Annotated in this window: 4 protein-coding genes; 3 read left to right on the top strand and 1 reads right to left on the bottom strand. The window is 37.3% G+C overall.

Annotated features, from left to right (window positions below):
* Window positions 1–144: 144 nt before the first annotated feature.
* Entirely contained in the window at window positions 145–486 is a 342-nt protein-coding gene (gene rpsF, locus ACE1CA_RS00335; RefSeq protein ID WP_413276947.1) for a 30S ribosomal protein S6, read from the bottom strand.
* 163 nt (window positions 487–649) lie between these two features.
* Between rpsF and ACE1CA_RS00330 the strand changes: the two genes are divergently transcribed.
* From ACE1CA_RS00330 to ACE1CA_RS00320, 3 genes are all read left to right on the top strand, one after another.
* Window positions 650–1,897, top strand: a complete 1,248-nt coding sequence (locus tag ACE1CA_RS00330; RefSeq protein ID WP_486517601.1) for a damage-control phosphatase ARMT1 family protein — start codon at window positions 650–652, stop codon at window positions 1,895–1,897.
* A gap of 34 nt (window positions 1,898–1,931) precedes the next feature.
* Complete coding sequence (locus ACE1CA_RS00325) at window positions 1,932–3,059, top strand: AI-2E family transporter (RefSeq protein ID WP_486517600.1); 1,128 nt, start codon at window positions 1,932–1,934, stop codon at window positions 3,057–3,059.
* 513 nt (window positions 3,060–3,572) lie between these two features.
* A complete protein-coding gene (locus ACE1CA_RS00320; RefSeq protein WP_486517599.1) occupies window positions 3,573–14,402 on the top strand; it encodes a CHAT domain-containing protein in 10,830 nt (3,609 codons plus the stop codon).
* Window positions 14,403–14,649 lie beyond the last annotated feature (247 nt).

Here is a 14,649-nt window from a genome sequence, read left to right as displayed (position 1 = left end):
CCCTAACCCCCCTTACCAAGGGGGGAACTGGATTCAAAGTCCCCCTTTGTAAGGGGGATTTAGGGGGATCAAAAACGTCTGGGCTGAAACTAGCAACTTGCGATTAGTAGAGACGTTTCATAAAACCTCTCTACTAATCGCAATCTAAGCAGTAGCTTCTGCGGGTTCTTCTTCCGCATCAGCTTCAGCTTTAGTGGAAACATCTTCCAGCCTAATTGTTAGATAACGAATTACATCTTCACTCAAGCGCATCGCTCTTTCTAGGGGAGCAACGACATTACCTTTAGCTTGGTAATTCATTTGCACATAGATACCATCGCGTTGTCTGTTGATTTCGTAGGCTAAACGGTGTTTCCCACGCAGTTGCACATTGATATCTTGAGCGCCTTGATCGCGCAGCATATTCTGATACTTTTCCACAGCCTGATTCACTTGTTCATCTAATAAATCAGGACGCAAAATATACATTGTTTCGTAGCTATTCATATTTCTCCCCTTTTGGACAACAAGGCCGCTTTTGGCAACAGCCTCCAGCAGCAAGGATCTTTCATCTTATCATTGATAGCCCGAACTTGAGCAAGTAGATTTATCTAGAGAATCAATCTAAAATTTAAAATCTATAAACTAAATTTGGATGAGTGTGGTTGCGATGACACCGAATAACATTCAGAAATTAAGACCTTCTCTTCCTATCCCAACCGAGATTAAGGGTGCAGAAATTGGTTCTTTTGCTCATTTTACAGTTTGTGTAAGGCTACCAGAAATTGCTCAAAGAGTAATTGCTGAAAATGATTTTCCGCTATCAATTGAGCAAAATTTGCAAGTTTTAATTGCAGAAATACCTAATGGAAAGATTCGGGATTTACAAGATGTAGATGCTCCAGATTTGGCAGATTGGACGGGTTATATTGAGCCATACAAAGGCAATAATTGGTTGGAGGTTCCTTGGTATTTTGCTGAGGCATATTTTTACCGACGGATTTTAGAAGCAACAACTTATTTCCAAGTAGGTTCTTGGCAAAATGTCGATCCTTATGAGAAGCAAAAACGTTTAGGTTTAGAAACCACAATTGATGCAATTGGGACTTTAAGTGAATTTGGGAAAAGTGCGATCGCTTCCGCCACAGATATAGAAACGAAAAAAAATGCTTTTGGGCAACTTTTATCGGCTGACTTGTGGGGAAATCGAGTAGATTTAAGTCTATGGCCTATTCTGGAAGGGGGAAGCAGTCGGGTAGAATCAACTCGCGAACAATCTTTTATATTAGTAGATGATACAGCAATTATTGCTGAAAAAGTTGTTAATTTCCAGAATTTAAGAATTGATTTTATAGTTGATAATGCAGGTTTTGAGTTAATTGGCGATCTCTGTTTGGCAGATTACTTGTTAGCGAGTAATCTGGCTGCGGTAGTTCATTTACATTTAAAAGCTCATCCAATTTTTGTTTCCGATGCGATGAGTAAAGATGTTTTATATACAATAGAATTTCTCGCTCAAGCAACTGATGTAAATGTTAAAGAATTAGGTTTGCGATTAAAAGATTATATAGAGCAGGGGAGGTTAATTTGCCAAGAAAATTTATTTTGGACATCGCCTTTAGCTTTTTGGGAAATGCCAGAATTGCTGTATCAAGAATTAACCAAATCTAGTTTAATTATAGTTAAAGGTGATGCTAATTATCGGCGGACAATTGGCGATCGTCACTGGGAATACACCACTCCTTATCAAAGTATTACATCTTACTTCCCCGCACCTTTTGTAGCACTCCGCACATTAAAATCAGAAGTAGCCGCAGGTTTATCAACCGAACAACTAGAGCAACTTCCGCAACAGGATGCTCAATGGTTAACTAACGGACAATGGGGAGTAATTCAGTTTGTCGATCGGCATCATTAATATATAATTAGCCATGTTTAATAATTAACTAACCATGAACAAAGATTACTCAATTTTCTCACCTGTACAAAAGTTTATGATAACTTGGCTGCTAGTATTAGCAGCTAGTTGGGCAACTTTAGTAACAATTGGTTATGTCGGCGAATTAGTTAGCGTTTTTCTCACAGCTGCACTACTGGCATTTTTATTCAACTACCCGGTAAAAGTTTTACAACGATTTTTACCCAGAATTGTAGCTATAGCATTAGTGTATTTAGCAGCAATTTTTACCATTACATTTATTGGTCTGACAGTTGTACCACCAGTGTTTAATCAAGGATTACAATTAGTCACTAATTTGCCTTCCTTGGTACAATCTGGACGGCAACAATTAGATAATTTCCAGGTTTGGAGTGCCGAGCATAATTTACCATTTGATGTGCGAATTTTAGCTTCTCAATTATTATCTAGAGTGCAAGCTCAAGCAGAGGTAATTGCCAGTAAAGGTTTAGGTTTAGTAGTTGGCACATTTAACTGGTTCCTCGACTTAATTTTTATTTTAGTTATCTCCTTTTATATGCTAGTTGATGGAGAAAAAGTTTGGGGAGGAATTACCAGCTTTTTATCACCTGTAGTTAGCCAAGTATTGACTGAATCACTGCAAAAAAATTTGCAAAAATTTATCTCCGGTCAATTACTTTTAGGTTTATTTATGGCAATAGTATTAACAGTTGCTTTTTGGGTATTAAAAGTACCGTTCTTTCTGTTATTTGCCGTTTTTATTGGCTTAATGGAAGTAATTCCTTTTGTAGGAGCAACTTTAGGAATTGGTACAGTAGTAATCATAGTAGCTTTTATTAATTGGTGGTTAGCATTGCAAGTTTTAGGAACTTCAGTGATCCTTCAACAAATTAAAGACAATTTAGTTTCTCCCAGGTTGATGGGAGGTTTAACGGGGTTTTCGCCAGTAATTCTTTTTATGGCTTTATTATTAGGAGCTAAATTTGGTGGGTTGTTAGGCGTAATTCTGGCAATTCCCTTGACTGGTGTAATTAAAAGTATCGTAGAAATTGTTTTCGATCCTGATTTACCACCGCAAACGGGGTCATTTTTTAATAATCCCTTTGATGATAATCAAGAGCATTTGGTATTAGAGAATTCTGCTGTTAAAGAAGATCGGTAAACTGAGATCTTGCACTCCTGAGCGGAGCCTCTGTTTCTCGTTCCCAGGTTCAACCTGAGAACGCGGAGCCTCTGTTTCTCGTTCCCAGGTTCAACCTGAGAACGAGGTGAAAGGAGGTTATACCTCCATTGCTGCCAGATCTGAGAAAGGTTTTGGTGGTTAAAACAACTATACGACACTTAGTTTGTGTACAGTAAATGCCTATTTGAGAATCTTTATAGGCGATCGAGCTAAACTTTAATATCAGCAAACAAAAATTCATATTTAATATACAAAAATTGATTCAGAAACTCAGGAATAAATTTTTAATTTTTGACATAGCGGTGTAAGGTAGAATCGGGAAATGCTTTTGCCTAAGAAGCATTAAAAATTTTAACCTCTCTAAATTTGTTCTCGCACGGTACCACATCTGAAAAAATAAGGCATAATAATCTCACTGACTTTTTCTGGGTGCCGATCTTTTAAGCAAGTTAAATGTAATTTATTTTTACAAATTCACAGATTAATATTGCCATGTCAGCTACAATTTCTTTAGTCATAATCACCTACAACCGCGATCGTTATTTACGTGCTGCGATCGAAAGCGTGCTAGCACAAACTAAGCATGACTTCGAGTTATTAATTTGGGATGATGGTTCTACAGATAATTCGGTAGAAATTGCTCAAAATTACGCTAAAAACGATCGACGAGTAAGGGTAATAACCGCAAAACATCAAGGAGAAACTTTATCCCGAAAAGCAGCAATTTCCCAAACTACAGGTGAGTATTTGGGGTGGGTAGATAGCGATGATTTACTCGCGCCGACAGCATTAGCAGAAACCGCATCAATACTTGATATTTATCCAGAAGTAGGTTTAGTTTATACCGATTATTTAGATATTTCTGCAAGTGGCGAAATAATTGGTTACGGAGAACGGTGTAAGATTCCTTATTCTCCAGAAGGTTTATTGCTCGATTTTATGACTTTTCACTTCCGTTTGTTCCGGCGTGCAGTGTTTGAACAAGTAGGAGGTATTGACGAATCAGTTAAATATGCACCTGATTATGATTTATGTTTGAAATTTTCGGAAGTTACGCAAATAAGACATATAAATAAACCGCTTTACTATTATCGTAATCATAGCGAAAGTATCACCCAGCAACAACAGTTGGAAGTGATTCAATATTCCCAAAAAGTTATTAACCAGGCGTTAGAAAGACGGGGATTAAGCGATCGCTTTTCCCTCACCGTACAACTACAAGAAATCAACGGACAAATCCAAAGTAAATTTTATTTAATTAACAAACAAAACCTAGAAAAACCCTCACTCAAAACCCAGAAGAAACATAAAATTTTCGCCTGTACATTTTTCATATCTTCCCTCGCCTTATTTAATATTAATCCAGCTTTCGCTCAACCAATTGTTCCCGCCAAAGATGGGACAAACACTATAGTTAACCCGCAAGGAAATCGCTTCGACATTACAGGCGGACAAAGGTCGAGAGATGGTGCAAATTTATTCCACAGTTTTACAAGATTTGGACTTGATAACCAACAGATTGCTAACTTTTTATCCCAACCAAATATTCGGAACATTCTTGCCAGAATTAACGGCGGCGAAATCTCCTACATTAACGGTTTAATTCAAATAACTGGAGGCAATTCCAACCTATTTTTAATGAACCCTTCAGGCATTGTATTTGGAGGAAATGCTCGATTAAACGTTCCTGCTGCTTTTACCGCAACTACCGCTAACGGCATTGGTTTTGGTAATAATTGGTTTAACGCTACAGGTAACAATAATTATACTGCATTAGTTGGTAATCCTAACGCCTTTGCCTTTACCATGCAACAACCGGGAACAATTATTAATTCCGGGGATTTAGCAGTAGGATTAGGTCAAGATTTAAACTTATTAGCGGGAACAGTTATTAACACTGGAACTTTAACCGCGCCTCAAGGAAACATTACCGTTGCAGCTGTTCCTGGTACTAGTTTAGTCAGACTTTCACAACCAGGATTTTTATTAAGTTTAGAAGTTCAACCAATAGGAAACAGTGCAACTCAACCGAATGATTTTAATTTACCGATCGCTAGTCTACCGCAAATGTTAACTGGCGGAACAGGCGGTAATGCCACAGGAGTTACTGTTAACAAAGATGGTAGCGTAGAACTTACAGGATCGGGAATTCGCATTCCTACCGAAGGAAATACAGCAATAGTTTCCGGCAAAATTGAAGCCTCTGGAGAAACAGGTGGTAACATCAATATATTAGGAGATAAAATTGGTGTAATTAATGCCAATGTTAACGCTTCTGGAACTAAAGACGGCGGGAATATACACATTGGTGGGGATTATAAAGGACAGGGAAAATTACCCAATGCTTCCCGTGTTTTGATTAGTAATGACACTATTATTAAAGCCGATAGTTTCACTGCTGGTAATGGTGGAAAAGTAATTATTTGGAGTGATGAAGCAACCACTTTTAATGGCAAAATTAGCGCCAAAGGTGGGAGTAATTCCGGTGATGGAGGATTTGTAGAAGTTTCCAGTGCTGATATTTTAAACTTTAATGGCGATGTAGATACTTCTGCACCCAATGGTAAAACTGGCACATTACTTTTAGATCCTTCTTTTTTAATTATTTCAGATACCCTTGGAGGAACTACTCTTGGGGGTGGGGTAGGAGATCAAGACAGTAATTTGATTAGTGATAATCAAATATTAGCTGGAGATCCAGATCAACCAAAAAATACTGTTACTTGGAAAGCAATTAATAGTTTAGGAAGTAGTGCAAATGTAATTTTAGAGGCTAGTGGAGATATTACCATTGATGATATACCATCAATCAATGACAATTTGGTAGGATTAAATTTAGACAAAGGTAGTTTACGAATTACTTCTACAAATGGTTCGGTTAAATTTATTGATGTTTTCGATGAAATTCGCACGCAAGGTGGTGCAATTACTGTTCAAGCATTAGGTGGAAAACTAATAACGGGTAGCTTCAATACAACCGGAACATTCGGGGATAAATCTGGAAATGTCAATCTAGAAGCGAAAGCTGAATTGGAAATTAATGGAGTGACTACTGGTGGAGGAGATATTAGTATAACCAGTGGTGGTCCGATGACCTTTAATGGAATAATTGACTCTTCTTCTAGCACCAAAAATGGCGGAAATATTACAATAAAAAGTGGCGATGAAATCAATGCACGGATTTTAGATTCATCTTCCGCTAATGGCAAAGGTGGAAATATTAATGTCACAGCTAGTAAAAATATATTGTTAAGTACTTTAGCAAATTCTAGCGGTACTAATGGTGGGGGTGATATTAGTATTATTAGCACTGGTGGTGCGATCGGAGGAGTTGGTGGTGGATATGGAAATGTGCTAGGAAATATCATTGCTACAGGTGGAAGTGGAGTTGGCGGAAAAGTCAGTCTTAAAGCTTTGACTAGGATTGATATAACTGCGATCGATACTACTGGTAATGCAGGTAAAGGAGATATTATCCTCATAGGAAATGAGATTGATTTTAATTCCAGTATTGCAGGTGGTGTCGTTACTTTAGAACCTTCTTCAACAACTGAAGCAATTAGAATTGCTGGCGATACCCTTGATAATACGGATGTTTTAGATATATCGCCGAACGATCGCAATCAATTAACTAATATTACTCAATTAATTATTGGTAGCACTCAAGGTACTGGCAATATAACTGTTGATTCTACAGGTGCTACATTTAATTCTCCACTAACAATTCAATCTAGCACAGGTAACATTACCGCCAATGGTAATTTAGACGTTCCCATTGATGACACAATTACACTAACTACAGGTGGCAATATTACCACTAAAAATGTCACTGCTACTGGAGGAATTAATATTACTAGTACGGGTGGCAACATTGATACTAGCAATGGACAATTAAATACTTCAAGCATAAGTAAAGTCGGCTCAATTCTTCTTAAAGCTACAGGGAATATTACTACAAGCGATATAATTGCTATCAATTCTAGCAGTGGCGATGGTGGAAATGTAAGTTTAATTAGTAGTGGTGGCACAATTAATACTACTGCTGGAAAAATTGACACTAATAGTAATGCAAATACTGGAGGATCAGTACTTCTTAATTCCCCGATTAATATTATTCCAGGCAACATTTCAACCAAGGGAAGTATCGCTGGAGGAAATGTAGATTTTAATGGTAAAGTCACCTTAAATAAAGACGCTAGTGTTAGTACAGGTGCAAGCGTTTCTGGAGATATTAACTTCACTGGTAAAGTTGATGGTACGCAAAAATTAACTTTAGAAGCTGGTACAGGTACGATTAGATTTAATGCTGTTATTGGCGAAACAATACCATTAGGAAAACTGGATATTACTAGTGCAGGAAATATCGAGTTAGCTGGTAACATTACCACTAACAATAGCGACATTAATTTTAATGCTCCAGTAACAGTATTAGGAAACTCAATTTTAAACGCTGGTACGGCTACAATTAATGTTAATCAGCAATTAGTTGCAGGTAATAATCAGTTAACTTTTACAGCAAACGCAATTAATTTTAAAGGTGGAACAGCTTCCGTTAGTGGTACTAATAAATTAATTTTACAACCTGCAACTCCCAGCTTAGATATTAATATTGGTGGTACAAGCGAACAGGAAATCATATCTAATTTAACCCTCACAACCTTTGATATTAACGCTTTAAAAGATGGTTTTAGTTCTCTAGTTATAGGTAGAGAGAATAGTAGTGGTACGATTAGTGTAATTGGTAATGTTACCTTTAACGACCCGCTAATTTTGCAATCTCCAGTAGGCACAGGAAATATAAAAACTACAGGCTTTAATATTACCGGAAAAGATGATGCTACTGTAACCTTACTAGCAAATTTAGATATTAATACAGGTAATATCACTGCACCTAAAGGAATTACTATAACTAGCAATAATGGAGTAATTAATACAACATCAGGAACCTTAAATTCTTCAGCTATTTCTGATAGGGATGCAGGTGACATAACTCTGAAAGCTGCTGGCGATATTACTACTAGTAATTTGACGGCGCAAGGTAATGCTAAAGGTGGTAATGGTGGAAAAGTTAGTATTACTAGTACAGGCGGTTCTGTTGATACTAGTGCTGATATTGATACTAGAGCCGGAATTTCTAGTAGTGGTATCACTGGGAATGGTGGTCCCATAACAATTAATGCTAAAGGTGACATTATTAGTAGTTCAATACTCTCTCATATCGGTGAAGGAAGTATTGGTAATGCTGGTAGTATTTCCCTGACTAGTGCAACTGGAAAAATTGATACTAGTAAAGGACGTATTGATGCTGGAACTACTTTTGGAAATGCTGGAGAAATAACATTTAATGCTTTAGGTGATATCACAACTAGAGAAGTACTTGCTTATGTAGTAAACTCCGGTAAAGGAGATGGTGCAAAGATTACTTTTAGTAGTACTACAGGCGGAATTAATACTAGTGCTGGTGATGTAGATTCCTCTTCTGATAATGGTAATGGAGGAGCAGTTAATTTTACTGCTAAAGGTGATATTGTTACGGCAAATATTGATTCTGCTTCTCGGAGTAATGGATCAGGTGGAATAATTAGTTTAGTCAGTCAAAATGGCATAATTAATACTGCAACAGGAGTTGTTAACTCTTCATCTGCTGCTGACAATGGAGGCGCAGTTACATTCAACGCCAAAGGTAACATTACTACTAAAGATATTATTTCTAAAACAGGTGGTGTGGGGAAAGGTGGCGATATTTCGGTTATTAGTAGTGCTGGATTAATTGACACTTCGACGGGAGTTTTAGATACTAGTTCTGTAAATGGAATTGCTGGCAATGTTAGCTTAAGCGCACCTAATGGGATTACAGTCGGAACAATTAATGCTAATGGTTTACCACAAACAGGAAATATTAGTTTAACTAGCGATAAAATTAGTTTTGCGGGAAAAACAAATTCTATTCAAGGAAAAGGGAATTTACTACTTCAACCTTTCACGCCTAGTAAAAATTTAGATATTTCTGCTGTTAATTTTGATGTTTTTGCAGAAGGTTTTGCGGCAATTACTATTGGTGCTGAAAATGGTAGTGGTGTAGTTAGTATACCAAGTGCGATCGCATTTAGCGACCCAGTAATTATTCAATCTCCTAATGGTCAAATTATCGTCAATGGTGCGATTACCGGAACAGATAATGCCTCTATTACTTTAAGTGGAAAAACTAATTTAAATGGAAATATCACCACTGCTGAACAAGATATTAACCTTAAAGGTAGTGTTTCATTAGGCAAAAATGTCACTCTCAGCACAGGCGTAACTGCTGGTGGGAATATTTCGGTTGATGGCACAATTGATGGTAATCAAAAACTCACTTTAGAAACAGGTACAGGCGACATTAATTTAAGTGGCGCAGTGGGAAGTTTAACACCTTTAAATGATTTCGTTATTAATAGCGCTAAAAACATTACCGCCAAATCAATTAGTGCAGCAAGCATCACGCAAAAAGCGGGAACAGGGGTAACAAAATTAGGAGATTTAAACACAAATAGCGCCAGTGGAATTAACCTAATAGGAAATAGTTTCGGATTCAATGGAAAAGTCACAACGACAAACAATGGCGGATTTACGATTAGTAACGTAAGTCCTTTAACATTAGATGCAGCAATATTTAGTTTAGACGGCGCATTCAAACAAGTAGGGGAAGGCGCAGTTTCTTTAGCAGGAAAACTGACGACTACCAGCGATGAAATTAGTTTTAAAAGTGCGGTGACTTTGCTGGGAGATACTGTTTTAGATACGGGTGCAGGGATTGGAGATATTAGTTTTAATAACAGCTTAGATGGCAAGGCGAATTTAACATTAAATGCCGGAACAGGTAATGTTAATTTTGCTGGTGCGGTTGGCAGTAATACGCGATTGAGTGATTTAATTATTAGCAGTGCAACTGATGTTAATGCTAAATCAATTAGTGCAGCAAGCATCACGCAAAAAGCGGGAACAGGGGTAACAACTTTAGGAGATTTAAACACAAATAGCGCTACAGGAATTAATCTTATAGGTAATAGTTTTGGATTTAATGGAAAAGTTATAACGACAAACAATGGTGGATTTACGATTAGCAATGCTAGTCCTTTGACGTTGGATGCAGCAATATTTAGTTTAGATGGCGCATTCAAACAAATAGGGGAAGGCGCAGTTTCTTTAGCAGGAAAACTGACGACTACCAGCGATGAAATTAGTTTCAAAAGTGCGGTGACTTTGCTGGGAGATACGGTTTTAGATACGGGTGCAGGCATTGGAGATATTAGTTTTAATAACAGCTTAGATGGCAAGGCGAATTTAACATTAAATGCCGGAATAGGTAATGTTAATTTTGCTGGTGCGGTTGGCAGTAATACGCGATTGAGTGATTTAATTATTAGCAGTGCAACTGATGTTAATGCTAAATCAATTAGTGCAGCAAGCATCACGCAAAAAGCGGGAACAGGGGTAACAACTTTAGGAGATTTAAACACAAATAGCGCTACAGGAATTAATCTTATAGGTAATAGTTTTGGATTTAATGGAAAAGTTATAACGACAAACAATGGTGGATTTACGATTAGCAATGCTAGTCCTTTGACGTTGGATGCAGCAATATTTAGTTTAGATGGCGCATTCAAACAAATAGGGGAAGGCGCAGTTTCTTTAGCAGGAAAACTGACGACTACCAGCGATGAAATTAGTTTCAAAAGTGCGGTGACTTTGCTGGGAGATACGGTTTTAGATACGGGTGCAGGCATTGGAGATATTAGTTTTAATAACAGCTTAGATGGCAAGGCGAATTTAACATTAAATGCTGGAACAGGTAATGTTAATTTTGCTGGTGCGGTTGGCAGTAATACGCGACTTGGTGATTTAATTATTAGCAGTGCAACTGATGTCAATGCTAATACAATTAAGGCTGCTAGTATTACTCAAAAATCGGGAATTGGTACAACTAATTTAGGTATTTTAGATACTAATAATCCACAAGGTATTAATTTAACTGGTAAAGCTTTTAATTTGAATGGTATAGTTACTGCCACCAATAATGGTGGTTTTACTATTAACAATAGTGGTGCTTTAAATCTTAAATCGGATGTTAATTTGGATGGTGCATTTAATCAAATAGGAACTGGTGAAGTTTTTACTTCGGGAAATATTACTACTACAAATAATGACATCAGATTTAATAGTTTTATTAACTTAACAGGTGAGACTAAATTTAATCCTGGTACAGGTACGATCGCATTTAATTCCGGCTTATTTGCTGGTACTAATTCCCTAAATTTAAGAGCAGGAGAAATTGTTTTTAGTGGTAAAGTTACGGGTAGTGGTAATTTAATTTTAGAACCAGCAGAGGCTAATCAAACAGTTGCGATCGCAGATTCTATTCCAGGTGCGTTTAACCTCTCTGCTAACACTTTAGCTAACCTAGAAAATGGCTTTAGTTCAATCGTTATCGGACGTACAGATGGGACAGGATTAGTATCAGTTAAAGAAGTGACATTTAACGATCCGATTACAATTCGATCGGGAAGTGGCACAATTAATGTTAATGGCGCAATTATTGCCAAAGATAACGCTTCAATTACTTTAGATAGTGCGCTAATCAATCTAAATGCAAATCTGACAACTGAAAATCAAAATATTACTTTGGGTCGAGCAATTCAGTTAGGAAATGATATTACAGTTAGTACAGGTTTAGGAGGAAGCGATCTTACTTTTAATGGTTCATTAGATGGTGCTAAACAGTTAAATTTAGTTGCAGGTAGTGGAAACATTCGCTTTAATGCAGGTGTTGGTAAAAATTCACCTTTAAGCAAATTAGATATTAGTAGTGCTGGCAATCTTTTTGTTTCCCAAGGTATCAATACTGCTAGTGACTTGTCTATTAATGTACCAGTAATTCTTACAGACAATGCTGTTTTTAATTCGGGAAATGGAAGCATAACTTTTGGTAATACAGTAGATAGTGAAGCTGGTAAAGCTAACAATTTAACTTTATCTGCTGCAACTGGTAATGTTACCTTTAATGGTGCTGTTGGTAGCAGTAAAGAAATTGGCAATATTTTAATTACTAACGCCAGAGATTTAACAGCGAATTCTACAATTAAGGCGCAACAAATCCAATACAATGCGGGAACTGGTAATGTGAATTTTAAAGGAAATATTACTACTAGTGGAGCTGGAGTTGAACTAAATACCACTGGTGATATTCGCACCAGCAATATAACTGCAAAAGGCGGAAATATTACGGCTAATAGTCAAAATGGTATTGTTGAAACTGGCAATTTAGATGTTTCTAATACTGGAACTGGGGGAACTATCACCCTGACTGCGCCAAAAGCTATAACTACTGGAAATTTAACTGCAACCGGAGTTGAAAAAGGCGGTACAGTAATTGTTAAATCTGGCGATCGCATTACCACAGCTAACATCGACGTTAGTGCTACTATTGGTGATGGTGGAACAGTAACTTTAGATCCTCCAAATGATGTGCAAGTTGGGTTTATTAACGCACAAGGAGGGAGTCAAGGAACTGGGGGAAAAGTTGACATTACAACAGAAAGTTTCTTCCGTTCAACTGCCACTTTTATTGATAACAAAGGTGTAAATAGTAGCATTTCTACTGCTGGCGGAACGGGAAATGGTTCGATTATTATCCGTCATGGTGGAGGTTCTTTAAAAACACCTTTTATAGTCGGAAATGCTAATAAAAATGGCACTGCGGGAGCTTTAACAACTGGAACAGATACTATTACGCCGACTCAATCATTTCCAGGTTCTTATACTTTAGGAAACATACAAATTATTACTCAAGATTTTCCAAGTAATCCAGACAATCCAGGTAATCCAGACAATCCAGGTAATCCAGGTAATCCAGACAATCCAGGTAATCCAGACAATCCAGACAATCCCATAACCAATGAAATTACACAGGTAATTCAACAACAGGAAAATATTTCTGAGCTACCGAGAATTCCCGTTACTCAAGTTCCTCCAGTTCCCATCGATCCCATATTAGGAGTAGCAGAAGATAAATTTTCCCAAGAATTTACAACTTATTTTGGTTTACCAGTTACTAATAACATTAAAACTTTGGAAGAAATTCGCGATCGACTGCGGCGTAACGAAGCAGAAACTGGTGTAAGATCGGCAATTTTCTATATCATTTTTAATCGGGGAGAACAAGCAGGAGAAACACTTGTTACCTGTCCTCCTAGTAGAACAGAAAATAATGAATCAACAGCCGAAAATTGCCAAGAAAAAGATAGCGATCGCGTCGAATTATACTTAATCACACCGGAAGGAGAACCAGTACGTTTTCCCATTTCTAATGTTACCAAAGGACAAATAATTGCCTTAGCTAGACAATTGCAAATGGAAGTAACCGATCGCACAAAATTAAACACCGACAGTTACTTAGCTCCCGCACAAGAACTCTACAAAATATTGATTGCTCCGGTGGAAGGTAAATTACAAGAACGGAGAATAAAAAACTTAATTTTTATTCCTGATGCAGGTTTGCGATCGTTACCATTAGCAGTTTTACATGATGGAAAAGGATTTATTCTCGATCGCTACAGTATTTCTTTAATGCCTAGTTTTAGTTTAACTAATCCCCAGTTTTATAACTTGAAAAACTCTACAGTATTAGCAATGGGAGCCTCAACATTTAAAGAACAAGCTCCCTTACCAGCAGTACCAGTAGAATTATCTACTATTGCTAATCAACTATGGTCAGGAGAAATTTCCTTAAACGAAGCTTTTACCGTAAATAATCTTAACACTCAACGCAATACTGGCAAATTTGAAATCGTTCACCTCGCCACTCACGCCGAATTTAGACCAGGAAATCCCAGCAATTCTTACATACAATTTTGGGATGAAAAATTAGGATTAGATCGAGTAAGAACCGTCAAATGGAATGACCCACCTGTGCAATTATTAGTATTAAGTGCTTGTCGCACAGCTTTAGGTGATAAACAAGTAGAATTAGGTTTTGCCGGATTAGCAATTCAAGCTGGAGTTCAGTCAGCTTTAGCCAGTTTGTGGTACGTATCCGACCAAGGGACATTAGCATTAATGTCAGAGTTTTATGAACAATTAAAAACTGCTCCCATTCGCGCCGAAGCACTCAGACTTGCTCAATTAGCAATGATTAAAGGAGAAGTAGTCGTAGATAATAACGAACTAGAAGGCATCGGAAAAGCAGGAATTTCTTTACCCCCGGAATTGAGACAACCAGGAAAACTTAACTTTTCACATCCCTATTTTTGGTCAGGCTTTACTTTAATAGGCAACCCTTGGTAAGTCGATGTATTGTACATTACAAATATAATTTTGGCATCAGCTTTTAGGAGGAATTGCAGAAAAATCTACCTTTTGATTCTCCACATTTATTGGCTCTTGCATTACCTTGTTAACAGACCAAATAGCAAAACAGGTGATAGCTTGTCTACAATCAAGACGGAATCATTTACTGTTTGAGCAGCTTAAAACTCTATTTGGTTCATAGTAAATCAAACAAACTAGGCAGTAGTGCAAGCAATTATAACTA

Origin of the sequence: Floridaenema evergladense BLCC-F167 (assembly GCF_041929205.2) — a bacterium.
Taxonomy (GTDB): domain Bacteria; phylum Cyanobacteriota; class Cyanobacteriia; order Cyanobacteriales; family Aerosakkonemataceae; genus Floridanema; species Floridanema evergladense.
Note: the sequence above shows the minus strand (reverse complement) of the source record. Positions and strands in the feature narration are given on the sequence as shown.

Coding starts and splice junctions, on each gene's coding strand:
- rpsF (WP_413276947.1), bottom strand. CDS start 486: ATGAATAGCTACGAAACAATGTATATTTTGCGTCCTGATTTATTAGAT.
- ACE1CA_RS00330 (WP_486517601.1), top strand. CDS start 650: ATGACACCGAATAACATTCAGAAATTAAGACCTTCTCTTCCTATCCCA.
- ACE1CA_RS00325 (WP_486517600.1), top strand. CDS start 1,932: ATGAACAAAGATTACTCAATTTTCTCACCTGTACAAAAGTTTATGATA.
- ACE1CA_RS00320 (WP_486517599.1), top strand. CDS start 3,573: ATGTCAGCTACAATTTCTTTAGTCATAATCACCTACAACCGCGATCGT.